The sequence below is a fragment of the Gluconobacter sp. OJA genome, from assembly GCF_039638325.1.
Classification (GTDB): domain Bacteria; phylum Pseudomonadota; class Alphaproteobacteria; order Acetobacterales; family Acetobacteraceae; genus Gluconobacter; species Gluconobacter cerinus.
This window is the reverse complement of record NZ_JBDIWI010000004.1, coordinates 60,064-85,642: the sequence shown is the minus strand read 5'-3', so window position 1 is coordinate 85,642 and position 25,579 is coordinate 60,064. Positions and strand designations below refer to the sequence as shown.

General features: G+C 60.3%; 18 protein-coding genes and 3 pseudogenes. 12 read left to right on the top strand and 9 right to left on the bottom strand.

Annotation, left to right across the window (positions count from 1 at the left end):
* Nucleotides 1–69: 69 nt before the first annotated feature.
* Nucleotides 70–906, bottom strand: coding sequence for an alpha/beta hydrolase (locus tag ABDK75_RS15565; protein WP_346006356.1), 837 nt, complete (start codon nucleotides 904–906; stop codon nucleotides 70–72).
* A gap of 282 nt (nucleotides 907–1,188) precedes the next feature.
* On the bottom strand, nucleotides 1,189–2,544 hold the full coding sequence (locus ABDK75_RS15560) for an IS1380-like element IS1247 family transposase (protein ID WP_006473457.1): 1,356 nt from the start codon (nucleotides 2,542–2,544) through the stop codon (nucleotides 1,189–1,191).
* A gap of 72 nt (nucleotides 2,545–2,616) precedes the next feature.
* Here ABDK75_RS15560 and ABDK75_RS15555 point away from each other — a divergent pair.
* Both ABDK75_RS15555 and ABDK75_RS15550 read left to right on the top strand, forming a co-directional pair.
* Nucleotides 2,617–4,935: pseudogene (locus tag ABDK75_RS15555) on the top strand (Tn3 family transposase); the annotation flags it as partial.
* 497 nt (nucleotides 4,936–5,432) lie between these two features.
* Nucleotides 5,433–6,710 carry a hypothetical protein gene (locus ABDK75_RS15550; RefSeq protein ID WP_061491049.1) on the top strand — a complete coding sequence of 426 codons (1,278 nt, stop codon included), beginning with the start codon at nucleotides 5,433–5,435 and terminating at the stop codon, nucleotides 6,708–6,710.
* Between the two features lie 92 nt (nucleotides 6,711–6,802).
* Here ABDK75_RS15550 and ABDK75_RS15545 read toward each other — a convergent pair whose 3' ends face one another.
* On the bottom strand, nucleotides 6,803–9,229 hold the full coding sequence (locus ABDK75_RS15545; protein ID WP_082783004.1) for a heavy metal translocating P-type ATPase: 2,427 nt from the start codon (nucleotides 9,227–9,229) through the stop codon (nucleotides 6,803–6,805).
* A 43-nt stretch (nucleotides 9,230–9,272) separates the two neighbouring features.
* Here ABDK75_RS15545 and ABDK75_RS15540 point away from each other — a divergent pair, with 43 nt between their 5' ends.
* From ABDK75_RS15540 to ABDK75_RS15495, 10 genes are all read left to right on the top strand, one after another.
* Nucleotides 9,273–9,545 carry a metal-sensitive transcriptional regulator gene (locus ABDK75_RS15540; protein WP_061491050.1) on the top strand — a complete coding sequence of 91 codons (273 nt, stop codon included), beginning with the start codon at nucleotides 9,273–9,275 and terminating at the stop codon, nucleotides 9,543–9,545.
* 35 nt (nucleotides 9,546–9,580) lie between these two features.
* A complete protein-coding gene (locus ABDK75_RS15535; protein ID WP_062268967.1) occupies nucleotides 9,581–9,955 on the top strand; it encodes a hypothetical protein in 375 nt (124 codons plus the stop codon).
* 76 nt (nucleotides 9,956–10,031) lie between these two features.
* Nucleotides 10,032–11,768: a copper resistance system multicopper oxidase gene (locus ABDK75_RS15530; RefSeq protein WP_346004361.1), complete on the top strand. Its 1,737-nt coding sequence runs from the start codon at nucleotides 10,032–10,034 to the stop codon at nucleotides 11,766–11,768.
* Nucleotides 11,765–12,571, top strand: a complete 807-nt coding sequence (locus ABDK75_RS15525) for a copper resistance protein B (RefSeq protein ID WP_062268971.1) — start codon at nucleotides 11,765–11,767, stop codon at nucleotides 12,569–12,571. The genes ABDK75_RS15530 and ABDK75_RS15525 overlap by 4 nt, the downstream gene beginning before the upstream one ends.
* A gap of 80 nt (nucleotides 12,572–12,651) precedes the next feature.
* A complete protein-coding gene (locus ABDK75_RS15520; RefSeq protein WP_018307592.1) occupies nucleotides 12,652–13,044 on the top strand; it encodes a hypothetical protein in 393 nt (130 codons plus the stop codon).
* A 66-nt stretch (nucleotides 13,045–13,110) separates the two neighbouring features.
* Entirely contained in the window at nucleotides 13,111–13,674 is a 564-nt protein-coding gene (locus tag ABDK75_RS15515; RefSeq protein WP_007284535.1) for a cytochrome c, read from the top strand.
* A gap of 133 nt (nucleotides 13,675–13,807) precedes the next feature.
* Nucleotides 13,808–15,943: a 2Fe-2S iron-sulfur cluster-binding protein gene (locus ABDK75_RS15510; RefSeq protein WP_346006355.1), complete on the top strand. Its 2,136-nt coding sequence runs from the start codon at nucleotides 13,808–13,810 to the stop codon at nucleotides 15,941–15,943.
* Nucleotides 15,944–16,672, top strand: a complete 729-nt coding sequence (locus tag ABDK75_RS15505; protein ID WP_007284537.1) for a hypothetical protein — start codon at nucleotides 15,944–15,946, stop codon at nucleotides 16,670–16,672.
* On the top strand, nucleotides 16,669–17,430 hold the full coding sequence (locus tag ABDK75_RS15500) for a hypothetical protein (protein ID WP_007284538.1): 762 nt from the start codon (nucleotides 16,669–16,671) through the stop codon (nucleotides 17,428–17,430). The genes ABDK75_RS15505 and ABDK75_RS15500 overlap by 4 nt, the downstream gene beginning before the upstream one ends.
* A 263-nt stretch (nucleotides 17,431–17,693) precedes the next feature.
* Nucleotides 17,694–18,806, top strand: a complete 1,113-nt coding sequence (locus ABDK75_RS15495; protein ID WP_007284539.1) for a Fic family protein — start codon at nucleotides 17,694–17,696, stop codon at nucleotides 18,804–18,806.
* Nucleotides 18,807–18,949: 143 nt separating this feature from the next.
* Here the strand turns inward: ABDK75_RS15495 and ABDK75_RS15490 are convergent, their stop codons facing one another.
* The 6 genes and pseudogenes from ABDK75_RS15490 to ABDK75_RS15465 all read right to left on the bottom strand — a co-directional run bounded on the left by ABDK75_RS15490 (nucleotide 18,950) and on the right by ABDK75_RS15465 (nucleotide 25,523).
* Nucleotides 18,950–19,360, bottom strand: a complete 411-nt coding sequence (locus tag ABDK75_RS15490) for a hypothetical protein (protein WP_007284540.1) — start codon at nucleotides 19,358–19,360, stop codon at nucleotides 18,950–18,952.
* Between the two features lie 311 nt (nucleotides 19,361–19,671).
* A pseudogene (locus tag ABDK75_RS15485) lies at nucleotides 19,672–19,929 on the bottom strand (Tn3 family transposase); the annotation flags it as partial.
* 335 nt (nucleotides 19,930–20,264) lie between these two features.
* Nucleotides 20,265–23,238: pseudogene (locus ABDK75_RS15480) on the bottom strand (Tn3 family transposase).
* Between the two features lie 91 nt (nucleotides 23,239–23,329).
* A complete protein-coding gene (merA, locus tag ABDK75_RS15475) occupies nucleotides 23,330–24,748 on the bottom strand; it encodes a mercury(II) reductase (RefSeq protein WP_004213247.1) in 1,419 nt (472 codons plus the stop codon).
* Between the two features lie 37 nt (nucleotides 24,749–24,785).
* Nucleotides 24,786–25,115, bottom strand: a complete 330-nt coding sequence (locus tag ABDK75_RS15470) for a heavy-metal-associated domain-containing protein (RefSeq protein ID WP_004213249.1) — start codon at nucleotides 25,113–25,115, stop codon at nucleotides 24,786–24,788.
* 12 nt (nucleotides 25,116–25,127) lie between these two features.
* Nucleotides 25,128–25,523, bottom strand: coding sequence for a mercuric transporter MerT family protein (locus ABDK75_RS15465; RefSeq protein WP_004213251.1), 396 nt, complete (start codon nucleotides 25,521–25,523; stop codon nucleotides 25,128–25,130).
* Nucleotides 25,524–25,579 lie beyond the last annotated feature (56 nt).

The window sequence follows — 25,579 nt, the reverse complement described above, 5'->3', positions numbered from 1 at the left end:
TCACCCGAAACGAGGGGCAGGCGGCGCATCGGCGCCACCCGCGATGGTCAGACAATGATGAGGCGACCCTCACCCCGTGATGAAGGCCAGGATATCGGCGTTGATCTTGTCGGCATGGGTCGTGTGCATGCCGTGCGGATAGCCGGGGTAGATCTTCAGCACACTGCCGGCGATCAACTGATGCTGGAGCAGAGCCGCGTTCCTGTAGGGAACCACCTGGTCGTCGTCGCCCTGCAGGACGAGGGTCGGCACCGTGATCGCCTTCAAATCTTCGGTCTGGTCTGTTTCCGAGAAGGCCTTGATACCTTCATAATGCGCCTTGGCGCTGCCCATCATACCCTGCCGCCACCAGTTGCGGATCGTGCCTTCCGAGATCGCAGCACCCGGCCGGTTGAAGCCGTAGAACGGTCCGGTCGGGACATCGAGGAAGAACTGCGCGCGGTTGGCGGCAAGCCCGGCCCGCAGGCCGTCCAGCACCTCGATCGGCGCGCCTTCGGGACTGCGATCGGTCTTGACCATCAGGGGCGGTACGGAACTGACCAGCACCGCCTTCGCGACGCGCCCCTGCGGCTGCCCGAAGCGCGCGACATAGCGTGCGACCTGACCGCCGCCGGTGGAATGACCGACATGAACGACGTTCTTCAGGTCGAGATGTTCGACCACGGCCGAGGCATCGGCCGCGTAATGGTCCATGTCGTGCCCCTCGCTGACCTGCGTCGACCGTCCGTGGCCGCGCCGGTCATGGGCGATGACCCGAAACCCCTTGGACAGGAAGAACAGCATCTGCGCGTCCCAGTCGTCGGCGCTGAGCGGCCAGCCATGATGGAACATGATCGGCTGCGCGTCCTTTGCGCCCCAGTCCTTGTAGAAGATTTCTACGCCGTCTTGTGTGGTGACGAATGGCATGTCGGTAACTCCAGTATGGTGGGTTGATGAAGGGTACGCCGGACTCAGCTTGTCATGTAAACCTGCATTCCCCAAGTGGCGTGTCGTTTGAGGTGAAGATCGCCTGTATCCGAGCGCTAGACAAGGATTTTCTGCCGCAAGCGGCACCTGCGGTCGCGCAGACTGCTGGATCTGGACGGATCAGACCGCGAAGCCGCTGTTTCCTTGCCCAAGGGCGGCGTTTTTCAGCGCAGCGGACAGATCTGTCCAGCCGCTTTCGTTCAGTTTGAGCGTGGATCGCGATCATGCGCATAGCGGTGGCGCTCGCAATCGGCGGATAGCGGCGAGGATGGCGCGTACCATCGTGCCGGTGACAGCGACCTCGGCCAGCTGGAAGGTGATGGTGCGGGCGTGACGGACCACACGTGCCCCGATCTTGATCAGCTTCAGTTGCAGGCTGGTCAACGACCAGTCGGCCATGGCCTCGGGCAGCTCGATGCAGCGCAAGAAGGTGGCCAGGTTGTACGCCAGGGCGTGCAGTTGCAGCCGCACCTCATTGTCGCGGAACTTCCGGCACGACAGCCGCGTCCAGCGAAAGGCGTATTTGCCCTCTTTGATGTGCTGCTCGGCGGTGCCGCGCTGGTTGTAGAACCGCACCACCCAGTCCGGCTCCATCGGCAGGTTGGTGACGATGAAGCCGACACGCGGGAACAGTTCGCCCGGATGCCATTCGATCTTGGCGATCACCCGGCGTTCCTTGTCCCAGGACGCCGCCTGATACTCGAATTCCTCGAAGAACCGCTTGACCTTGGTCAGTGACGGCCGCCCGACAGGGCGCGTTAGCCGATGCGCGATCTTGTCCTTGAGGACCGCGTTTGCGGGCAGCCGGATGGCGTAGAAGAACCGCGCTTCTTCCAATCGCTCATAGATCGCCGGGATCGCGTAGGCAGCATCGGCCCGGAAGAACCTGCCACCAAGGTCGCGCTCCGCGTAGCGCGCAATGACGGGGTCGAGAACATCACGCCAGCCATCGGCGCTGTGGACGTTGCCATGGCGCAGGGCGCAGCGTTCCAGCATCCCGAACTGGTTGAACAGAAAGTTGGGGTGATAGCAGCTACAGTCGAAATGGCCATTCCAGGCGGACCCTTCCTGGTCGCCATGGGTCGGGCTGACCGAGCTGTCCATGTCCAGAACGATGTACTTCAGCCCGTTACGGTCATGGAACCGGTCGATCCATTGCCCGTTCAGGTCGGCCAGCGCGGCACGGTTCCCGGCCAGAGCCAGCGTCTCGGTCTCGAACCGTCCCATCTGCGATGCCGAGGCCGCTTGTGCATCGACCGCTCTGCCGCCGACAACTTGGCGCATGACCGGATCGCAGGCGAGACGGTTGGCGTCGTTGACATCCTCGTATCCGGCCAGCCGCCCAAAGACTGATTGCCGGAACAGGCCGTCGAGCCGATGGACCGTGTTCTTGCCAGAGCGAGTATCGCGCAGCGCCGCTGACGCCAAATCGGACAACCCGAGCGCGTCATCAAGCTCGCGCATCACCAGAAGGCCGCCGTCGGAACTGAGCTGCGTGCCGCGAAATTCCAGCCGCACGCGAGGGTCGAAATCCACCCGATCTGCCCGTTGCAAGCCCGCACCCTCTGGGTGATCCATGAAACGCGCCCCTCGCAGCCTTCAACACCATGTTTTATATAGGAAATATAATGGTCAGGACAGCGAAATCAGCGCCTTACTTGGGAAATGTGGGATACGGTGGATGGTCGCATCACCCGCTTCGTATGGCTGCGACAGTTCGAAGTTGGCGCAAATTCGGCGGCGGCCAATCGGCTGATGGATCGACTGGAATATCTCCACAAGTTCGATCTTCCGGCAGATTTGCTGGACGGCGTTCCCGCGCATCGTGTGACCCGCCTTCGCCGGCAGGGCGAGCGCTATTACGCCGACGGCATGCGCGATCTGCCCGAAGGCAGGCGGCTTGCAATCCTCGCTGTCTGCACCATGGAATGGCGGTCATCTCTGGCTGATGTCATCGTGGAGACCCACGATCGCATCGTAGGCCGTCTCTATCGGGTCTCCGAACGCCTTTGCAGCACCAAGATCGCCGACGAAAAGGCGGCCGTTCGGGACACGCTGAAGTCTTTTGCTGAAATCGGTGGTGCTTTGCTTGGAGCGCAGGACGATGGCGCATCCCTGGACGGGATAATCACCACCGGTCCAGGCTGGGAACGGTTCAGAACCCTTGTCGCCACGGCCTCTGCGTTGACCAATGTGCTCGCTGCCGACCCGCTCAGCCGTGTGCTGGACGGCTATCATCGCTTCCGCCTCTATGCGCCCAGGATGCTGCGCCTGCTCGACATGCAGGCGGCGCCGATTGCCAAGCCTCTTCTGACGGCTATCGCGCTGCTACAGAGCGGGATCAAATCCGATCCTCCTATGGATTTTCTACGTCCCAACTCCAAATGGCATCGCCATCTTCGCGCTGCGCCCGCCGGCGACTACCGACTTTGGGAAATCGCGGTGCTGTTCCATATCCGCGACGCTTTCCGGTCCGGCGACATATGGCTGGCAAAATCGCGCCGCTATGGCGACCTCAAGCAGATCCTGGTCCCGCCACAGGCGATAGAGCAGACCGCGCGGTTCGCTGTGCCGCTGCAACCCGGCGAATGGCTTGCCGAGCGCAGGGCTCGACTGGATACGCAACTGAAGGCGCTTGGCCGCGCGGCGCGAACCGGTACGATCCCAGGCGGCATCATCGAGAACGGCAAGCTGCACATCGACAAGCTGAAGGCTGACACACCCGAAGGCACTGAGGATCTCGTACTCGATCTCTATCAACAGCTCCCGTCCACGAGGATCACCGATTTGTTGCTGGAAGTCGATGAGCGAACCGGATTCTCCGAGGCTTTCACGCATCTGCGCACTGGCGTGCCTTGCCGCGACCAGATCGGCCTGATGAACGTGTTGTTGGCGGAAGGCGTCAATCTTGGTCTACGCAAGATGGCAGCGGCGACCAATACGCACAGCTTCTGGGAATTGCTGCGGATCGCACGCTGGCATGTCGAAGGCAGCGCCTATGATCGGGCGCTCGCCATGATCGTGGAAGCCCATGCCGCTCTGCCTATGTCCGCCTTCTGGGGACAAGGGAAATCCGCATCCAGCGACGGGCAGTTCTTCCTTGCTACCGAGCAGGGCGAAGCGATGAATCTGATCAACGCGAAATATGGCAACGTCCCAGGCCTCAAGGGATACAGCCATGTGTCCGATCAATATGCGCCCTTCGCTACCCAGGTCATCCCGGCAACGGTCAGCGAGGCACCTTATATACTCGATGGGCTGCTCATGAATGACGCAGGCCGCCGCGTCCGCCAGCATTTTGCCGACACGGGTGGCTTTACCGATCATGTGTTCGCCGCCAGCTCCTTGCTCGGCTACAGGTTCGCACCGCGTATCCGAGATCTCTCTCAGAAAAGACTCTATGCCTTCACGCCCAACGCGACGCCCGCCAATGTGCGAGCGCTGGTTGGCGGCAAAATCAATGAACCGCTCATCGAGCGCAACTGGCCCGACATCCTGCGCGTCACGGCAACGATCGCAGCGGGCATCGTCGCCCCCAGCCAGATTCTTCGCAAGCTCGCTTCCTACCCGCGCCAGAATGAGCTGGCCCTCGCATTGCGGGAGATCGGTCGCATCGAGCGCACCCTGTTCATGATCGACTGGATTCTCGACGCCGGTCTCCAGCGCCAGGCTCAGATCGGTCTCAACAAGGGCGAGGCCCATCATGCCCTCAAGCGCGCCATCAGCTTCCATCGTCGAGGTGAGATACGCGACCGCTCAGGCGAAGGGCAGCACTATCGTATTGCCGGCATGAACCTGCTCGCCGCCATCATCATCTTCTGGAACACCATGAAACTCGGGGAGGTCGTGGACAGACGCGCCGTGGACGGCATCATCATCCCGCCTGATCTCCTCGCCCATGTCTCACCGCTGGGATGGGAACACATCAACCTCACCGGCGAATATCGCTGGCCTAAATCCTTAGCGTAGGATTTCGCCCCCTCCCGCAAACGACCCCGTACGGGCCGGCCATACAGGCACCCGGCGCACCCAGTCCGCCAAAACGGACCGCTTCATCCAGTCTCTCCCGATCCACACGCGGAAGATGGCCCGACCCAAGATCGAGAAACCGCCTGACCGCACTCACGCACCCTGCTCCCTCAGCCAAAGGAGCAGACGCTGGCTGACGGCGTGGCCCTCAGGATAAGTCGTGTCCAAAATGGCGCGCTCGAGAACCCGACGGAGAGCACGCGCCCCCCCGCAACCACTTACAGTTTCTGAAACCCCGCTAAGTCGCTGACTCAGCGGGGTTTTGCTATGCGTAAACTGAGGCCATCTTCTAGAGAATTTTTTAATTCCAGATGTTTAGGGGAAATAAGTTCAAAGCGGGGGTATCATACCGCGCAACCTCTTGCGATTATCCGCATTGACGTGAGCCGCTGTTACAATCAGGCTTAGAAACGAATGTAATTTTAGTTTCTGGATTGATGACCGACCTGATTCTAGACCTTATCCTTCGCTGGCGGGACGATCCGGCAGGGACCTATCAGAGCTGGTTTCTGTGGGACGAACGTATCAAGAATTTTCGGTCTATCCGCCGTGGTCTGCAGCAGGTCGTTGCCGAGATAGCCGAGAGCACATTCGGGGTCGCCTATCGTGGTTCCTCTCTGGAAACGGTCGTTCATTCGATTGCGGAGCAGCGCCAGATTTTCAAGGGTGCGGATCACGCCTTCCTGTGGAAGCCGAAGCTGCGCATTCCCGATATCTACGAAAATCCTGCCAACCAGAAAGCATTCGGGCTGCTTCTTGATACCTGTCTGTGCTGCAATACCGAAGAGCATGTGGTCTCGGCCATTCATGCGATTGATGCCCGCAAGATAAAGGGACTGGGGCCAGCCGTCGCCAATCTGCTGTATTTCCTGCACCCCACAATCATGCCGCCTTTCAATACGGCGATCGTGAAGGGCTATAATGCCCTGACCGGATCAAAGGTGAAGCTGGGGCGTTGGGAGGAATATCTTGCCATGCGGCAGGGCATCCTGAAGCTGAATGCGACTTATCGTTCGCTGCTGTCCAATGATCTGGGCGCCATTGGAGGACTGCTGTTTGACGTCGGAAGCGGACGCTATACGGCGCCGCCTCTCAATGATGATGAAACAGCGCGAAAACTCTGGGAAGCCGATCTTCACCAGGTGAGGGAGCAGAGCGCAAAAGAAGCCCGGATACTCGCCGCAGAGCGGGAAACGGATCACACCCATACCGAAATTCAGGGTTGGCTTCGCGATCTGGGGCTTTCCCTAGGGTATGATGTCTGGATTGCTGCCAATGATCGTGGCCGTCCATGGCAGGACGGTAAATTGGGAGATGGCTGTCTGTCGATGTTGCCGGGGTTCACGACGGAAACGCAGGGAGCGGAATCCGTGCGCCTGATCGATGTTCTGTGGCTCGGTCGGGAAAGCCACAGGATTGTGGCAGCCTTCGAGGTTGAGCATTCAACGACCATCTATTCCGGCATCGTGCGGATGCTGGATCTTGCTCTCGGGTCAGAGGCGCAGGCCCTGGAGGGACTGTTCCTTGTTGCGCCGGATAAGCGGGAAGCCGATGTGCGGGAACAACTGCGGCGACCGGCTTTCAGCAGGATTGCCGATCTGAAAGTCCGGTATCTGCCTTACGGGGCGCTTGAGAAGGATCGTAAGGCCATTGAGCGCTTTGGGCAGGGTATGAAACCCATTCAAGCTATATCCCATCTGCTGATCCCTGCGTGAAAATCTATGCTCTTGTAATGAACGGGTCATCGCTTCGTGTGGGTTCCTGTCGCGGATAGGCATGCCTTCCGAACGAAATAGGCAATCTGCTTTTATCGAAGTCTCAGGGCATTGAGCCGCAGTGCGTTTGTCACGACGGCCAGGGATGACAGGGCCATCGCGCCTCCCGCGAACATGGGCGACAGCGTAAGGCCAAAGACGGGATACAGGACACCTGCGGCAAGTGGAATGCCGATCCCATTGAACAGGAAGGAGAATGCCAGATTCTGCCGGATGTTGCGCATCGTTGCCTGTGCCAGGCGGCGGGCGCGTACCAGTCCGGCGAGGCTGCCTTGTGCCAGTGTCATCCCAGCACTTTCGATCGCGACATCGGTGCCTGTGCCCATGGCGATTCCGATATCGGCGGTGGCCAGGGCCGGCGCGTCGTTGACGCCGTCGCCCGCCATGGCGACACGGGCTCCCTTGTGTTGCATGTCACGAATGATTGCGGCCTTGTCCTCAGGCTTGAGGTCGGCATGCACCTCGTCGATCCCCGCCTGACGGGCGACGACTTCCGCAGTCCGGGCGTTGTCGCCCGTCAGCATCACGATCCGCATGCCGACTGCGTGCAGTGCCGCGATGGTCTCCTTCGCGTCGGTCTTCAACGGATCGGCCACGACCAGCAACCCAGCGGCCTGTCCGTCGATGCCGACGAACATGACGCCCGCGCCCTCCGCCCGGTGGCTGTCCGCGACAGGGATCAATGCTGACGCATCGATGCCCTGCTGCCGCATCTGGGCCTGGTTTCCGACGACGACGGCATGCCCGTCCACGGTGCCGGTCACGCCCAGGCCGGTCTGAGAGGCGAAATCCCCGACCGATGCGGCCTGAAGGCCCTGCGCCGTCATCGCGGCGACCAGCGCCTGGGCCAGCGGATGCTCGGACTGCGTTTCCAGTGATGCCGCCAACCGCAGGACGATGCTGGAATCCCATGCACCTGATGTTTCGGTCGCGATCAGCCGGGGCTTGCCTTCCGTTACGGTGCCGGTCTTGTCGATCACCAGCGTATCGACCGTATCCAGCGCCTGCAGTGCTTCGGCGTTGCGAACCAGCACGCCGGCTCGCGCCCCGCGTCCCATGCCGACCATGATCGACATCGGAGTGGCCAGGCCCAGCGCGCACGGGCAGGCGATCACCAGGACCGCAATGGCGTTCAGCAGTGCGTGTCCGAAGCGCGGTTGCGGACCGACCAGAAGCCAGACGACGAAGGTCAGCAGGGACACAAGCACGACCAGCGGCACGAACCAGCCGGAGACCCGGTCCGCCACCGCCTGGATCGGTGCCCGTGTACGCTGCGCAGCCGCCACCATGCTGACGATTCGGGCCAGCATCGTGTCCGAGCCAACGGCCTCGGCCGTCATCAGCAGGCTGCCGGTGCCGTTGATGGTTCCGCCCGTCACCTTGTCACCCGGGCCCTTGGCGACAGGTGCTGGCTCTCCTGTCAGCATGGCTTCGTCCACGCTGGAGCGCCCGTCCATGACGGTGCCGTCCACCGGGATGCTTTCCCCCGGCCGGATGCGGAGCCGATTGCCGGGCACGATCTGGGCCAGCGGTACGTCGTCCTCGCGATCCTGCGCGCCGACCCGGTGTGCGATTTTCGGTGCGAGATCCAGCAGGGCGCGAATGGCGCGACTGGTACGGGCGCGGGCGCGCAGTTCCAGGACCTGCCCGGCCAACACCAGGGCCACGATAACACCTGCGGCTTCGTAATAGACTGGGACCGACCCGTCATGCATGCGGAAGGCAGCAGGGAACAGGCCAGGGGCTACTGTCGCGGCGATGCTGTAGAGAAAGCCCGCGCCGACGCCCAGCATGATCAACGTAAACATGTTCAGATGCCGGGTGCGGAGAGACATCCAGCCGCGTTCGAGGAACGGCCAGCCGGCCCACAGCACGATTGGTGCCGTAAGCGCCAACTGAATCCAGTTCGTCAGGCCGCCATCGAAAAATGCCAGCCCTCCCATATCCGCCGCCATGGCGATGACGACGAGCGGGACCGCCAATATGCTCGCTCCCCATAGGCGCCGGCTGAAATCCACGAGTTCCGGGTTGGGCATGTCGGCGTCGGATGGCTCCTCCGGTTCCAGCGCCATGCCGCAGATGGGGCAGGAGCCGGGGTGATCCTGTCGGATCTGGGGGTGCATCGGGCAGGTCCAGATCATCCCGGCCCGCCTGGGCTGAGGCTTGATGGGCGTCGTGTCCGCCTTGTGCAGGTAATGACAGGGGGCGGCCTCGAACTTTGTCTGGCAGTGCGCGCTGCAAAAATACCAGGTCCGGCCATCATGGTCGGCATGATGCGTCGCCGTCGCGGGATCGACCGTCATGCCACACACAGGATCCTTGACCAGGTGCGCGTCAACTCCGGTCGCTGCCGGGGTGGGACCATCTCCATGGAGATGGGACGCGCAAGCTGCTGTATTGTCGTTCGTCATGAAGCCCCCTTGCTTGTGGCCGCCAGCCGCGGCGTCGAAGTATGCCATAATCGCTTGCACTTCAAGGTATGCCCCGGTAGGGTATATTGCAATGAGGCAGTCACGGGTAAAGATTTCACAGGGCCTGAAACGGGTCGAAGGTCAGGTGCGTGGCATCCAGAAAATGGTGGACGACGACCGCTATTGCGTGGATGTTCTGCTTCAGCTTCGGGCCGCCAAGGCGGCGTTGCATCGGCTCGAGGGGCTTGTTCTGCGCGAACATATCGCGGGCTGCGTTGTAGAGGCGATCGAATCCGGCGATCCGGTGGAGCGTCAGGAAAAGATCGGAGAACTGATCGAAACGGTCAGCAAGATAACGGGGTAGACGTGCAAGGGATCGGCGCGACACGGTTGGGACGGTTGCTGGCCTGCCTGCTTCTGCAGGTGGGGCTGATGCTGGCGTCCATCATGCCGGGTCATGCCGGCACGGTGTCTTCTACAGTTGCTTTGGTTACCCAGCCGATGGTCGACATGCCAGGGATGCAGATGCCATCTCATGCGGATGCGGCGACCGCACATTGCAATCATGAACCGTGCCACGATCATCACCCATGTCATCATTGCGGCGATTGCTGTGTCCAGGGTTCCTGCGTCGCCAATTGGCTGATGCCACCATCCGTGACCAGGGCGTTTGATTACGCAGGTGTTACCGCGCCTTTCGGCATGTCGCGCTCAGATCGCATGGTCGGCCGTGCGTTCGCGCCCGCCCTGCCGCCGCCCAGACAGATGGCCTGATTCTGTTCTGACAGTGTCAGGGCTGGTCATGGACCTATGACAGGTTCCGCCTTCTCTCTTTTGCGGACTATTATTCATGTCAATACGATCACTTACGGGACGGGGCGCGATCACGCGCCGCCGTTTCGTCATCGGGACGGGCCTGTGGGGGGCGGCGCTGGCCGTCCCGCAGCGCAGCGCGGGCGCCTACGCTCCGGTCTATACACCGGCGTCGGGTCGGCCCGACCCGCTGCCTGGCACCCGTTTCGACCTTACGGTCGGTTCTGTGCCGGTCAATATCACCGGTGCGCGCATGCACGCGGTGGGTGTGAACGGCTCCACGCCCGCGCCGATCCTGCGGTGGCGTCAGGGCGACACAGTCGAACTGAATGTCACCAACCGGCTGGATGAGCCCAGTTCGATCCACTGGCACGGAATCCGGGTGCCGGCCGACATGGACGGCGTGCCCGGTCTGAGCTTTGGCGGGATCGCGCCGGGTGACACGTTCACCTATCGCTTCCCGCTGCATCAGAGCGGCACTTACTGGTATCACAGCCATTCCGGCTTCCAGGAGCAGACGGGCCTGTATGGGGCTCTGATCATCGACCCGAGAGACGGTTACGCGCAGCATTTCGACCGCGATTATGTGATGGTCCTGTCCGACTGGACCGACGTCGATCCTGAGGACATCGTCTCCAACCTCAAATTCCAGAGCGATTACTACAATTTCCGCCAGCGTACGGTGGACACGTTCTTCCGTGACGCACATCGGCAGGGGCTGGGTGCGACGATCCGAGATCGCCTGCAATGGGGTGCCATGAACATGGCGCCGACCGACATTCTGGATGTGTCGGGCATCATCTACACCTACCTGATCAACGGCCAGTCGCCTGCTGCAAACTGGACGGGCCTGTTCCGACCGGGCGAGCGCATACGCCTGCGCTTCATCAATGCATCGGCGATGACGCTGTTCGACGTGCGCATTCCCGGCCTGACGATGACCGTCGTTCAGGCCGACGGTAATGACGTGGAGCCCATCCCTGTCGATGAATTCCGCATCGGACCTGCGGAAACCTACGATGTGATTGTCGAGCCCACCGCCGATGGACCGTACACGGTCTTTGCCCAGGCTGAGGATCGTACCGGATACGCACGCGGCACGCTCGCCACCCGTCCGGGCCTTGCCGGTCCGGTCCCGCCCATGGACCCGCGCCCGCTGCGCACCATGACCGACATGGGCATGGGGAATATGGACATGAAGGAGGCCAACAGACCCGGAGCCGCTGCGATGGATATGCCGGGCATGGCGGCTGCGTCGCGGCATAAAACAGAGCTGAAGCCCGGCGTCGCGGTGCAGAGTGTCGCCATGATGCCGATCAACCGGCTGGCGGAACCGGGCGACGGGCTGGAGAACAATGGTCGCCGCGTTCTGACATATGCCGATCTGCGGGCGACGATCCCGGGCGCGGACCCGCGCCCGCCATCGCGCGAGATCACCCTGCATCTGACCGGCAACATGGAACGCTTCATCTGGGGGTTTGACGGCAAGAAGTTCTCGGAAGCGGAGCCCATTCGTCTCACCCTGGGCGAGCGGGTGCGCTTCGTCCTGATCAACGACACGATGATGGAGCATCCGATCCACCTGCATGGGTTGTGGAGTGAACTGGAAAATGGGCAGGGCGAGTGCCGACCCTACAAGCACACGATTACCGTCAAGCCGGGTGAGCGGCTGAGTTACCTGGTCACGGCGGACGAACCCGGGCTGTGGGCGTATCACTGCCACCTGCTCTACCACATGGAGGTGGGCATGTTCCGCACGGTGGTGGTGTCGTGATCCGGGGTCTGATAGGTGGCACGGTCCTTGCCGCTGGACTGGCTACCGCGGTACCTGGCACGGGACGCGCCCAGTCAGTCCCGGCACGCCAGAGCGAAGGAACCCAGGAAGCGCAGACCGCCTCGGCTCCCGCGCCCGTGGTCTATATCAACGGCATCCAGCCGGTCATGGACCATAACATCTACATGCATGCGCTGCTCGACCAGTTCGAGGCGCGCTTTGGTGCCGATGGCGGGCAGTTCCGTTACGATGGGCAGGCTTGGTTCGGCACCGACTACGACAAGCTCTGGCTGAAATCCGAAGGCACGGTCGGCACAAACGGCAAGTTCGGTGATGGAGACCATGAGGCCCTTTATGATCGTGCTATCTCCCGGTATTTCGATGTCCAGACCGGCGTGCGTCTCGATATTGACAACGGCCCCACACGGGCCTGGGGCGCGATCGGGGTCGAGGGACTGGCTCTATATTTCTTCAATGTGGAGGCCACGGCCTATTTCAGCGACCGGGGTGCGGCGGGGCGTCTGCAGGGCTCATACGATATCCTGCTGACTAATCGCCTGATTCTCCAACCCCAGGTCGAGATGAACTTCTATTCCGCGTCCGATCGTGCGCGCGGCGTCGGAACCGGGCTGTCCGATATCGATACGGGATTGCGGCTTCGCTACGAATGGCATCGGAAATTCGCGCCTTATATCGGCGTGAGTTACTCCGGCACGTTCGGTCAGGCCGCCGACATGGCGCGTTCAAGGAATGAGCGTGTCCATGACCTGAATTTCACCTTCGGGATCAGGACGTGGTTCTGACCGCTCCTGCCCGATGTGAAGTCGTTGCGGGGCGCTCCGTGCGGCCCCGTTTCAGATAACAAAAGATAAAGAACTTACAAATGCTGACTATCAATTTCAGGTTCTCGGCCGCTCTGGCCGCACTTCTGGCCACGGTCTCGGTTGCGCATGCCCAGACCCCCGCTCCGGCACCGGCCCAGCCGCAGGGTCAGGATATGTCCGGGATGCAGGGCATGTCCGGCATGTCGGGGATGGACCACGACAAGATGAAAATGGACGGCATGTCCGGTTCCGGCATGGAGGGCATGGAGAAGGGCATGAAAATGAAGGGAAAGATGGGAGACTGTATGAAGATGAAGGGCATGAATATGTCGAACGGCCACGCCATGGCGCCGTCAGATCACAAGATGAAAATGGGCTGCGGTGACAAGGAAAGCGGCATGAAGATGCCGATGGGGCCGCAGGGCATGCCTGACGCGGTTCATCAGCGCTGATCGGGTCCAGACCGGAGCGGGGCGGCGCCATCAGCGTCGCCCCTGGAAAGGCCAAGGGAGGCACGTATGACAAGACTGATCTGGGGGTTCGCCGGTATCCTGCTGTTTGGGATCGGCGCAGGAGCGACCGTCGTTTTCGGTGGCCTGTATGATGTGGGCGCCACCTCGCCGCACTGGCGGCTGACCTATCGTGTTCTGGAAACGGCACGCCTCCATTCAATCCGGCATCACGCCGAGGGCATTACCGCACCTGTCGATCTTGAAACGCAGGCACGGCTCGTCGGCGGCGCATCGCATTTTTCGACGCATTGCGCCTCCTGTCATTCCGCGCCGGGCGTCGAGGCCGAGGATATGGCGGTGGGGATGTATCCGAAGCCGCCGGTTCTGAAGGATGTGGCGCAACGCTATACACCGGGCGAACTGTTCTGGATCCTCAAGCATGGCATCAAGATGTCGGGCATGCCGTCCTGGGCGGATCATGGTGATGATGATCTCTGGAACATCGTTGCGTTTCTCGGGAGCCTTCCGGGAATGAACAGTTCTGACTACCAGGCGCTGGTCGCCCAGGCAGGAGCAGCTGGCGGACATCATACGCATCACGACATGGATATGCCGATGCCCCGACCGTAGATGCCGCTGCGATAATTGATCGAGATCAAGGAAAATATGCCATACCCCCGTATAGTAATTTCTTATTCCTGACGACGTCCGGAAAATGGGTCGGTATGCGCTTTGCCGAGGATGATGACGTGTTGGAGAAACCATGAGGCGCATCTTTTCGAGCGTGAGTGTCGTGATCATGACGCTGCTCGTCAGCATGTCAGAGGGACTCGCTCAGGCTCCGGGTGAGTCTCCCACTGTTCCGGCCATGTCCAGCGGCACTATGGCGGGGCCTACGGCAGGCAGTCCGCCACCTTCTCTGGCGCTGCGGCGGGATCAGCCGGAGGACGATGGGCCTATGGCAGCGCCCCGGGATGCCGACCGGGGTGCCGAATCGTCCGGCGGAATGAAGACGCCCCCCGCTCGACCCGACTCAGGCATGTCCGACATGGGCAGCATGATGTCGATGGGTGGTGACGAGCATGCGAGCCATCACCCTGGCATGGGCGCGGCGGTCCCCCCCGGTGCGCCATCATCCAGGCCGGCTGAGCAGGGCGATATGATGAGCCGCATGCTGCCTCAGGCTGGGCAGGCATTGAGTGCGGTTCCCGGAGCAGACAAGGCCGACGCGGGTTGTTGCGGAGCGCGCGGTCACACGCCGCTTTATACTTTCATGATGACGCATCCGAAGCTGACCGACGTCGAACGTCAGATGCTGGCCGATATTGCGGCACAGAGGCTTCAAGACGGTCTTCGCGAAGTCGGCGCTGCATCGGTCGATGCCGCTCAGTCCCTGTCGTGGGACACGATGCGTCGGTCCAGCCAACATCTCCATGAGGGTGTTGCGTTGCTCGATAGCGGAATGGCCGCGCGCGCGGCCGCAACCGGCCTCGTGAATCCTCAAATGGTGGCATTCAACTGGTTCACGGCACAGATGGGTCTGCCGACAATCGCGGCGAGCCAGCAAAACGGCCTATTTTTCGGACTGACGCCGGCCCACCTGGTGTTCATGACGATCCTGATCCTGGTTTCGATCGCTTTGCTGATTTTGCAGATCCTGCGGTTGCACCGGGTGCAGGAGATCCTCAATGCCACCAGGGTGTCTGTGCCGCAGCCCCCCTCACCGCCTGCGCCCCCATCGCCGATGAACAACGGCCCTAAGCCACCGGTGCCACCCACTCCGGGTTCAGGCGATGGGACCGTCGTGTCGACCGTTATTCCACCTCGGCAGGGGCTCTGGCGTGGTAGCCTGAAAGTTGCTCGTGTCATCCGGGAGACCCCGGCGATCGCGACCTTCTATCTAGTGCCCGCTGATGGGGGGCGGATTCCATTCGATTTCAAACCGGGCCAATTCGTCCAGCTCACGATCGAGCCGACATCTGGCAAGCCCGCGACCCGATCCTACACGATCGCATCATCGCCGGGTCGAATCGAACATCTGGAACTGACGATCAAACGCGAAGAACAGGGCCTCGTCTCGCGTTACCTGCACGATACGGTCAAGGAAGGCGACCTTCTGAAGATTGCTGGTCCATCTGGAATGTTTACCTTTACCGGTGAGGAAGCGGACTCCATTGTCCTGCTGTCCGGTGGCGTTGGCATTACGCCGATGATGGCAGTTCTAAGATATCTGACCGACATCGTCTGGCCGGGCGACATCTACTTTGTCTATTCTGCGCATGAAAGCGCGGACTATGTCTTTCGCCAGGAAATCGAATGGCTGGAACGCCGTAACGACAAGCTGCGTGTAATTGCGACCATGCGGCGATCGCCGGGAACTGAATGGTCTGGACCAGAAGGGCGCATTACGAAGGAGTTGCTCCAGCAGTCAGTGCCTGATCTTGTAAACCGACGCATCCATGTCTGCGGGCCACCAGGTATGATGGCGAGCATGAAGACGATGCTGGCGGATCTTGGCGTACCGGCTGCCAATGTTCACAGCGAGGCATTCGGACCGGCTGCGATGAAGCCGGCACCAGCGGCCGTTGCTGCAACGCCGACACGGGGATCCTCGTCGCCAGCAACCACCCCTGCGGCGACGACCATTACTTTCTCCACATCGGGGAAATCGGCCCCGTTGCAACTGGATGAATCGGTTCTCGACGCGGCGGACGCGGCCGGCGTCACTATTCCATCCTCCTGTCGGTCCGGGATCTGCGGCATGTGCATGACACACCTGCTGCAAGGCCAGGTGACAATGGCGGTTGAGGATGGGCTCGATCCGGCCGACAAGGCCAAGGGCTTCATCCTGGCCTGCCAGGCGAAGACGACCGGTGGCCCGCTTGTGGTGGAGGCATAAATGCAGGAACGCAGCGCAATTGTCGTTGGTGCTCTGGTTGTCCTGCTGGTCTTGTTTCCGCTGGGATTTCTGGTGCATGTCGCACCGCGCTTTCCCGGAAGCTTGGCCGGCAGTCTGATTGGCATTTCCGCCGCCATCCTGATGCTGGTGCCGCTGATCTATGTGGCGGGAAAGCGGATTCCTGTCGTGCATCGTTATTTTGCACCTCGGATTGAGAGCCGCACTCTGCTGTCGGTGCATATCTATGCCGGCGTTCTGGCTCCTATTCTCGGCCTGATCCACGCGGCCCACAAATTCGACAGCCCGATGGGGATTTCCCTCACCGGCATCATGCTCGTCCTCGTCATCAGCGGCTATGTCGGACGTTACATGTTGATTCAGATCGGCCGTGGACTGCGTGGCCGCGCCCAGGAGTTGGCACAACTTCGCGCCGCACTTGCCGGTGCCGGGATGGCGCATCTGATGTCCGAGACGTCGGATGCGCCCCGCAACATCGTTCAGCGTCTTCTTTTGACATCGGCCTATCCGGGTACGCGGGGTGCATTGGATAGCGAAGCCACCATCGCCTCCGCGCTGGCAGATGTCGAGTACGCTGTCAGATCGGAGAACGTCGTGAATTCATTGTTCGGGCGATGGCGTAAGGTCCACATTGTTCTTGCGACGATCCTCTATTTTCTGCTGGTTCTTCATATCTGGTCGGGCGTGTATTACGGGTTGAGGTGGATATGAAGCCCGTCGTCCTGCTCTATACGATTTTTGCGGCCGCGGCCTTAATCGTTGGTGTGGCGGTGCCGCTTACCATGCATCATTCCGGCAGTAACGCCATTCCAGGCTGGGAAGGACTGGTGAGTCCGGGACCGGTCTCGAAGGCGCATCAGTTTATAGCGAGCCAGTGCGAGACCTGTCACAAGCCCTTTTCAGGTGTTGTGAGTAATAACTGCGTGACATGTCATTCTCTGGCGTCGTTCGCCGATAAGCAATCTACCCGGTTTCATGTTGCGGCGACGCAATGCACCTCCTGTCATGTGGAGCACGGCGAAAGGCCACACATGACCATGATGGATCACGGGGCGCTGACAAGGACGGAGTTTTGGTCAGACACTGTCGCAAAACTGCAGGCAGTGGGGATCGTCGGGGCATCATCTATGCCGGTCGGGCATCTTCCGGTTGGTAACTCCGCCCAGCGTCTGAATTGCGCAAGCTGTCACTCCAACGTCGATCCTCATCGCGCACGCTTTGGCCCTGACTGCGCGACCTGCCACGCTACAAATACGTGGTTGATCTCATCATTTGAGCATCCCGCCGATCAGACATCGACGGATTGCAACGAATGTCACAAGGCGCCGCCCAGCCATTACATGATGCATTTTAAAATGATTTCGCAGCACGTGGCACATCAGGATGCGCCAGTGGAGCATTGCTATGCGTGTCATACCACCGATGCGTGGAACAATATTCGAGGATACGGGTGGTATAAGCACCATTAATCTTGACTGAGTCACGAAAACTTACCCTACGTGTTTAGCACTACTTTGGCAGAAAATTCGGAATATGGATTCCCAACGGATGCGATCGGTGATTCACGGAAGACCAGTTGTAGTGACATGGGGGCTTGACTCATTGATGACTTCTCTTCCGAGTTTCGAACAGATGGGTGGAAGAACTCACTTATTTTCCGCATATCATGCGGATATAGCCTTGCGGTTTGCGGTGATTAAGCGCCATATTCTCCGCAAGGAGTGCAGGGAATATGGCGCGATACATTCATCAGCATGAAGACTGGCCCGGCTTTCAGTGGGACAAGGATACCATTGCCCATGAACTAGCCGCGGTGCGTCATCGGCAGGGACGCCTCCTAGGCCGTATGGAAAGTCTCGGCTTCGATTTCAGGTCGGAAGCCGTGCTCCAGACCCTGACGGAAGATGTCATCAAGTCGAGCGAGATTGAGGGCGAAAACCTCGATCGTGAGCAGGTGCGCTCTTCCATCGCCCAGCGACTGGGCATGGATATTGGCGCACTGGCACCGGTGGATCGGGATGTCGAAGGCGTCGTGGAGATGATGCTGGATGCGACCCGACATTATGCCGATCCGCTGACCGAAGAAAGACTGTTCGCCTGGCATGCGGCTTTGTTTCCAACCGGCCGAAACGGCATGTCACGTATTCTGGTCGGAGGATGGCGTGATGACAGAACCGGCCCGATGCAGGTCGTGTCAGGCCCTGTCGGACGAGAGAAGGTTCATTATGAGGCGCCAGCAGCCAGCAGGGTGCCCGCGGAGATGCAGGTCTTCCTCAACTGGTGCAATGCCGGACAAGCGCTGGATCCTGTGCTGAAGGCAGCCATCGCACATCTGTGGTTTGTTACCATTCACCCGTTTGAAGACGGAAACGGGCGCATGGCGCGGGCTATCGGCGACCTCATGCTGGCGCGCTCGGAGCAGACGGACCAGCGTTTCTACAGCCTGTCAGCCCAGATCCGTCAGGAGCGGAAGGATTACTATGGGATCCTTGAGGCCACTCAAAAAGGGGATATGGACATCACGGCCTGGCTGCTCTGGTTTCTGGGGGCTCTGGATCGGGCCTTTGATCGTGCTGATCTGGTCTTGGGAAAAGTCATCCAGAAAGCCCGTTTCTGGGACAATCTGGCCGGGCAATCGATCAATGACCGGCAACGCCTCATGCTGAACCGTCTGCTGGACGGGTTCGAGGGCAAGCTGACCTCTTCCAAATGGGCGAAGCTTGCAAAGACGTCACCGGATACAGCCCTGCGTGATATCAATGATCTCGTATCGCGCGATATTCTGGCCAGGGAGGCAGCAGGAGGCAGAAGCACGAGCTACGTACTGGTTTTCCCTGAGGTGTAGAGCATCGACCCGGGGTAACTGGAGGTGTCCCAGTGCGGTAGATTTACTGTAGCGTTGGTAGGGCTGGGCGATGAGATAAAAAATGAGATCAGGCCGAGACGGAAAAAAGTCTGTCAAAACGTCCTGTTAATCCTGCATTGTTCTCAAATTGCGATTGCTGCAATTTGAGAGGCAATCCTGTCCACGATGCCAGGATCATAAAAGCTCGAAGGACCGAATTCACCGCAGCATTCATCAACGCCGGCAAAACTCACGCGGGCCGTGATCTCGCCATGCGTGACCTCCTCCGGTTCCAGACCGCCTTCCTGACCATCGGGCAACCTCACCCGGCGCACGCCATTCGGTTCCGTGTCATCGGGAACCGCCGCAAGGACGAGACGCGCAGCCGCTTCCGCCGATGCAGCCGCGACCCTGAAGGTCACTTCGTCTGAGGTCACGACACGTTCGATAAGGGTAACGTCAAAAAACGGCATGACGCCCTCCTCGGTGCGAGCCGTTTCAAGACGGTGTCCCGCGCCGTAATGGCTCTCTGTGTCCATGGTGATCTCGGACATGATTCATTTCCTGTTCGGTATTCAGATCAGATGCAGCGAGGCCTGGTCCACGGCGCTGCATTGACGCCGGGACCAGACAGTCGTCCTGAAAACGCCCTCTGAGGGCGCGGCGTCAGCCTCGTGAGAGAAAGATGTGATCGGCGTGCCCGAACACGCGCATCCACGGCGTAAGGCAACTGCCGTGGCAATCGGTGTGTGCATCATAAGTGCCCGAGGCAAACCGTGAGGTCACCGCACATAGGGGTCACGACACGAAAGTGTATTTTACGTACGCTTAGGGTGAACACCTACAGAACCGCCAGCATTGGGGTTCAAGCGACAAGCAGGGATGCAAGCACCCGAAGCGGTCGTAACGCGTCGACGTCGGGTTGTTCATCGACATTCCAGCGATAGTCCCCTGTCAGAGAGATATGCTCCCAACCGAGGGGTGCAATATGCCGCGCCAGGTCATCGGAAATGCCGAGCGTTACGATGGAAGACTGAAGATAGCGCGTATTCCATAGGATAACCGCTGCCACCAGCAGGTTTAAACCTGACGCCCGATAGGCCTGATTTTCAAAACGCCGATCCCCTGTTCGCATCTGGGGTTCAACGTGACACCCATGACTATTTCACATGCTGACATCCCCCATATAGACGAGGCACAACGCATTATAATTTGTGGCATGTATCTCTTACGAAACAGTGCCAATATCTACACCCCAGTGACGCATCCGGCGCTCGCCCCGCCACAGGATGTCGAACGCTACCGATTTCGGCATAAACACGTCTTTCACAGTAGGGACTCTGCGAGAGCGTTCCATAGGTGTTCACCCCAAGCGTACGCAACACGCACTTTCGTGTAGGCGTCACCTCAAGGTTTGTTCGCCAGACAACGATTTCTCGGACATAAGCGGAACATGGGCTACGCTACACGCTTCAACCGCGCCATTGGCTCGTTGAGTGGGTGGAATTCACCTGCTGGAAGTCGCCTGGCCTGCTCCCAGAGGTAATCGCCGGTCAGACTGATGTGCGCCCAGCCCATCGGAGAAAGGTGCGCAAGCAGTGCCGCATCGAACGTCGTGCCGACAGCGTTGAGGTGCTGGGCGGCCCGGTCGAGATAGACCGTGTTCCAGTAGGAAATCGCCGCAATCAGCAGGTTCAGCCCAGATGCGCGAAATTCCTGATTTTCCAGCGAGCGATCGGTGAACCGACCCTGCCGGTTGGTATAGATGGCGGCGGCAAGCGTGTGCCTCGCCTCGCCTTTGTTGAGACCGGCCTGACAGGCACGTCGCAGTTCCGGTTGTTCAAGCCAATCGAGCGTGAACAAAGTGCGCTCGATACGGCCCAGTTCAGCCAATGCAAAATCCAGCCTGTTCTGGCGTTTGTAGGCGGCAAGTTTTCGCAAGATTACTGACGGCGCCACCGTGCCATCCTTGATTGAGGCGACAATCCTGACGATGTCATCCCAATCGGCCTCGATCGCTGCCGTTTTGATGGTGCGGCCCATCAGATTTTCGATGCCCTTGTTACTATGTCGATGGCGCAGCGATCGAACCCAGCTTGCGGTCGCCAATATCGCGCAGCCGTGGCGCGAAGCGGAACCCGAGTAGGTGGCAGAGTGCGAAAACATGATCGGTGGCGCCGCCGGTATCGGTATAGTGCTCATGCAACGGAAGGTTGCCGGCGCCCAGGACAAGCCCGTCGAGCACGTAAGGCGCTTCACCTGCCGTCGCGGACATGATCCGTGATCCGAATGATGCGAAGTGATCGGAAAGGTGAGAATAGATTTTCACGCCAGGTTCGGCGCCATATTTGGCATTGACGTCCGCCGCCCCTGAACGGCTCCGCCCCGACCGGAAGAACTGGCCATCGGACGACGAACTGGTGCCAGCGCCCCAATGCCGCGCGAAGGGTAATTCGTGATGGGCTGAGATGATCATGGCCAGCGCGGCCTGATAGTTCTCGGGTGAAAGATACCAGTTGTGGGTCCATGCGAGTTGGGCATAGCTGACGCCTTCGCTGGCATTGGCCATCCGCTCCAGCCCGAGGTTGGTGCCATCAGCCAGAATTGCGGCGAGTACCGTGCTGGGGTTGTCGTGCTCCTTGCCTGAGCGCAGGTCACGGAATGCGTTCAAAAAACCAGTGCGTTCGGCGACTTCAAGCAGCAGCTCGGTGATGCGCACGCGGGGAAGCAGGGTATCGAGCTTGCGATCGAGGGCTTCAGCTTCCGGTGGGGTGACAGGCGGCATTTGCTGAAGCTTGAGCCGGTCTCGTTCGAGCGACACTCCCTCAAGCTTGTTTGTTTTCAACTGCTTGGCAAATCGGCGCAGCCGCCAGTCAAGATTTCGTGCCCGGTCAGCGAGGTAGGATGCAGCATTTGAATCGAACGGAAGCACATCCGCCACTTTGGCGGCGTCGCGCCGACCCAGCAAATAGGCATCGAAGCGCTGATAGTTGCGGGTTCCCTCGATCCATACATAACCGGCGCGCAAACGATCACGCAAGGTTGCCATGATCGCAATTTCATAACGTCGGCGGTCGATACGGCCGCTTTCGGTGATGAGACGCTTCCACTGCCGATTGGGGAATGGCAGTGGAACGCCATCGGGAAGGTCGCGCGACTTTCGTGTGTTCGCATCGCGAATGACATCGATGGCTTTGATCAGTGCCGTCCCTGTTCCAGACGCCTTGAAGGTGAAGGCGTCCAGAAATGCCGGGCTGAAACGCCGTAGCGTGGCGTAACGCTCGGTTGCCGTTACCAGTGCGTCCTCGCCGGCAAGATCAGCAAGGGCATCTACTTGGGCCTTTGCCGCAACAAGCCGGTGCCAGCCCACCGCTTCGTCAATCAATTCGAGCGGATCGCCGCCATTCTGGACAGCCTCATCAAGTGCTGTAATCGTGGCGCCAAACAGCCGCATGAGTTGCCCCACCGACTGAATACTATCTTGGTAGCGACGCTCGCGCCCACGCCGCGCGCGCGTGAACATGCCGCCGATAAGTCGGTCAAACATTTGGATCGCGGCATCGGCAAGTCTGGCCTCAAGGTCGATCACTGCGGCCGTCAACGTCGCCCGCCTGCGATTGACGCTGTAATCCGAAAGCAGGAATGCCGGTGCCACGCCGCCCTCGCGGACAAATTGGGCAAAGCGGAATTCCGGAATGGCGCCCCCAACTACCGGGTGGATACCTATGCCGCGAACATAGCGCAGGCGCTCAAGCAAGCCATTGATATTGGCCGCAGTCGGGGCTTCTTCGAAATTACGCAACCACGCCAGCGGTGTCATGCCGAAATCCGGGTTGTTGATTACGAGTTCGTCTAGCCGTGTCAGTTCAGCAGAGCTGAGGCCTTCGACGATTGCGGCTGCGGCAGCTTTGCGTGCGCGTGCCCGGCCAGCAAGACCGGCGCGTTCCAGTGTGTCGCCTGACGGAAGAATGAACCGCTCACCCTTCAGGCCAACCATGAGGGCGCGAACAATCGGTTCACCTCTGTCTGTATACTCGGCGGCTTGCGCGGCAAGATTCAGGGCAAGTGCCAGGTCGCCGCGTCGAAACGGGCGTATGCCAAGATAACGCGCCACGAGATCGGCATGATCGGTACGGGTTTGCGCGCGCTGACCATATGCAGAGAAGGAGGAAGGATCGACGAATAACTGTGCCGCGAGGTACTGAAGAATGACGTCGGGAAGCCCGATCTCGGGTTGCAGACCAAAGCCGGGATGTCGCATCAAAGCGATTTGTGCAGCCAGACCGAGGCGATTTGCTGGACCATAGCGGCGCCCAACCAATTCAACATCTTCCGCAGAAAGGGTATAATGCCCAATGATCGCGGTTTCTTGGACAGGAGGATCGAACAGGCGCCGGCGCTCGTCTCCGGTCAGAAGTCGGCGTCGTGCCATTTTGCTCTCCCGCTGAGGCGAATAACAAAATTGACACCAAAGCGGCTTGCACTGGAGGGAGGCCATTCGTTGCCGGTTGATCCCCGAGCAATCACCCGGCGCAGCAAGACAGTTTGGCGACATCCTTATCAAACGTTTGGGCCGCCAGTTTGAGGCCTTCCACAGTGGTCAGGTAAGGAAATATCGTTGCACCCAATTCCAGGGTGGTCATGCCGTGTTTGATCGCCAGCACCAGTGTCTGGATCGAATCCGCGCCTTCGGGTGCCATGATCTGGCCGCCCAGCAAACGGTCGTTCGCCTTGTCGGCAATCAGTTTGATGAGACCCCGCGTATCGCGTGCTGCCAGTGCCCTTGGCACAGCATCGAGCGGGAGCAGCGAAACCTTGATGTCCAGGCCTTGCGCCCGTGCTGTCGTTTCAGTGAGGCCGGCGCTGGCGACTTGCGGGTCGGTGAAGACGACGGATGGCATGGAGGAATTGTCGTAGCGGTATTGGTTGCCCGTCACCGCGTTGCGCGCGGCCAGTTTTGCGCCATAGGCGGCCATGTAGACGAACTGGTCCCGTCCCGTTACATCGCCCGCCGCGTAAATGCCTGGAACCGACGTTTCGAGGTGGTCATCGACGACGATTCCACCATTACGGGCAAGCACTATGCCGCGCTCCTCCAGCCCAAGCCCGTCGCTATTGGGTCGGCGTCCGGTGGCGATGAGCACCTGTTCCGCCGCGACGGTGTCACAATGCCCCTCGCAGGTCAATTCGACCCCGCTCTGTGTTTGGGCGATACGCTGATAGCCGACACCTGCGCAAACCCGCACGCCCTCGGCTTCCAAATAGTTTTTCAGCGCGGCACTCACTTCCGGGTCCATTTCGGGGAGCAGGCGGCTTCGGCAGCAGATGGTGACATCAACGCCCAGACGCGAAAACATCTGTCCCAGTTCTACCCCGATCACCCCGCCACCGATCACCAGCAGCGATTTGGGCAAGCGATCCAGCGCCAGCGCCGATGTGCTGGTTAGGTAGGGCACGCTGTCCATCCCCGGAATCGGCGGCACGGCGGCGTGCGCACCCATCGCCAATATGACCTTGCCGACCTTCATGGGCGCATCGCCGACAATCAGCGCACCATCGGCAAAGCGTGCCTTGCCCTCGATATAGCTCACACCGTCATAGGCGGGCAGCAGATCGACATATTTTTTTTGGCGCAGCGTCGTGACAAGATCGTCCTTCGACGCCGCCAATACGGACCAGTCATCCATCTGGACAGCGCCCCCAAGGCCGGGAAAGCGCGCGGCGGCAAGCCCACCATGCACCGCTTCGGCGGCGCGGATCAGCGTCTTGGAAGGAACGCAGCCAACATTGACACAGGTGCCGCCAATCGTGCCGTGACCGACGAGCGCCACTTTCGCGCCCAGATCGGCAGCGGCGATCGCGGCGGAGAACCCGGCAGAACCCGCGCCGATGACGGCCACGTCAAATCCTTCCTGCCCGGGGCGGTTGCAACAGTCGTTCATTGCTTATCGCTTTCTTGAGGCGCTGGCGGCGCCCCGCTCAGTTTTGAATAGCGCGCGCCGGATAACCCGCGTTGGTTGATGCAGCGGCAATCGCAGCAGCATTGGTGCGGCGCGGGTTATAGGTTGCGCGCGCGGTCTTGGCTGCGAAATCGACCGTGACCGCCGTTACCCCGGCGACGCCTTCCATCGCCTTCTTCACGGTGATCGGGCAGGTGGCGCAGGTCATGTTCTCTATGGCAAAGGTGGTTTGCTTCTGAGCGGTTGCGGTAGCCGCGGGGCGATCTTGCGCCGTGCCACTAACTGCATAGGCGACCCCGCCGCCAGCCATAGCCAGCACGGCCATAGCGATACATACTGTCTTTTTCATGGGTATTTCCTTTCAATAGAACCAGGGTGCCCACCAGCCGATGGTGAGCGCCAGGATGGCGACGGCAAGGCCCAGCCACAGCACCGCCTTGGTGGTCCAAGCCGATTGTGGACGAGCGCAGTAGGAACCGTCTTCACAGGGCGGTTTCGGCTTGAAATAGACATGCCAGAAGCCGTAGCCGAGCAGCGCGAGCGTTACGCCTGCGACATAGGGCTTGTAAGGTTCGAGCGCCGTCAGGTTGGCGATCCACGCGCCGGAAATTCCGAGCATAACCAACAGTAGCGGGACGACGCAGCAAGCCGAGGCGAGCCCCGCGCCGATCAATGCGCCCGCCGCAACCCAGTTTGCCTGCTTCGGCTCGTGGTTTTCGGTGAGGGCTGGCTGTCCCGCTTCCGGCGTTGAGACCATGGCTTGAATCCCTTGTTCCAACTGAGTGATTCGCAGTGTAGGCTCTGTAGCCACTA

What these genes read in the sequence shown, in the direction of transcription:
- ABDK75_RS15540 (WP_061491050.1), top strand. Translation starts at nt 9,273, where the DNA reads ATGAGGCAGTCACGGGTAAAGATTTCACAGGGCCTGAAACGGGTCGAA.
- ABDK75_RS15530 (WP_346004361.1), top strand. Translation starts at nt 10,032, where the DNA reads ATGTCAATACGATCACTTACGGGACGGGGCGCGATCACGCGCCGCCGT.
- ABDK75_RS15495 (WP_007284539.1), top strand. Translation starts at nt 17,694, where the DNA reads ATGGCGCGATACATTCATCAGCATGAAGACTGGCCCGGCTTTCAGTGG.
- ABDK75_RS15500 (WP_007284538.1), top strand. Translation starts at nt 16,669, where the DNA reads ATGAAGCCCGTCGTCCTGCTCTATACGATTTTTGCGGCCGCGGCCTTA.
- ABDK75_RS15490 (WP_007284540.1), bottom strand. Translation starts at nt 19,360, where the DNA reads ATGTCCGAGATCACCATGGACACAGAGAGCCATTACGGCGCGGGACAC.
- ABDK75_RS15545 (WP_082783004.1), bottom strand. Translation starts at nt 9,229, where the DNA reads ATGGCATACTTCGACGCCGCGGCTGGCGGCCACAAGCAAGGGGGCTTC.
- merA (WP_004213247.1), bottom strand. Translation starts at nt 24,748, where the DNA reads ATGAACGACTGTTGCAACCGCCCCGGGCAGGAAGGATTTGACGTGGCC.
- ABDK75_RS15510 (WP_346006355.1), top strand. Translation starts at nt 13,808, where the DNA reads ATGAGGCGCATCTTTTCGAGCGTGAGTGTCGTGATCATGACGCTGCTC.
- ABDK75_RS15550 (WP_061491049.1), top strand. Translation starts at nt 5,433, where the DNA reads ATGACCGACCTGATTCTAGACCTTATCCTTCGCTGGCGGGACGATCCG.
- ABDK75_RS15465 (WP_004213251.1), bottom strand. Translation starts at nt 25,523, where the DNA reads ATGGTCTCAACGCCGGAAGCGGGACAGCCAGCCCTCACCGAAAACCAC.
- ABDK75_RS15505 (WP_007284537.1), top strand. Translation starts at nt 15,944, where the DNA reads ATGCAGGAACGCAGCGCAATTGTCGTTGGTGCTCTGGTTGTCCTGCTG.
- ABDK75_RS15520 (WP_018307592.1), top strand. Translation starts at nt 12,652, where the DNA reads ATGCTGACTATCAATTTCAGGTTCTCGGCCGCTCTGGCCGCACTTCTG.
- ABDK75_RS15470 (WP_004213249.1), bottom strand. Translation starts at nt 25,115, where the DNA reads ATGAAAAAGACAGTATGTATCGCTATGGCCGTGCTGGCTATGGCTGGC.
- ABDK75_RS15515 (WP_007284535.1), top strand. Translation starts at nt 13,111, where the DNA reads ATGACAAGACTGATCTGGGGGTTCGCCGGTATCCTGCTGTTTGGGATC.
- ABDK75_RS15560 (WP_006473457.1), bottom strand. Translation starts at nt 2,544, where the DNA reads ATGGATCACCCAGAGGGTGCGGGCTTGCAACGGGCAGATCGGGTGGAT.
- ABDK75_RS15565 (WP_346006356.1), bottom strand. Translation starts at nt 906, where the DNA reads ATGCCATTCGTCACCACACAAGACGGCGTAGAAATCTTCTACAAGGAC.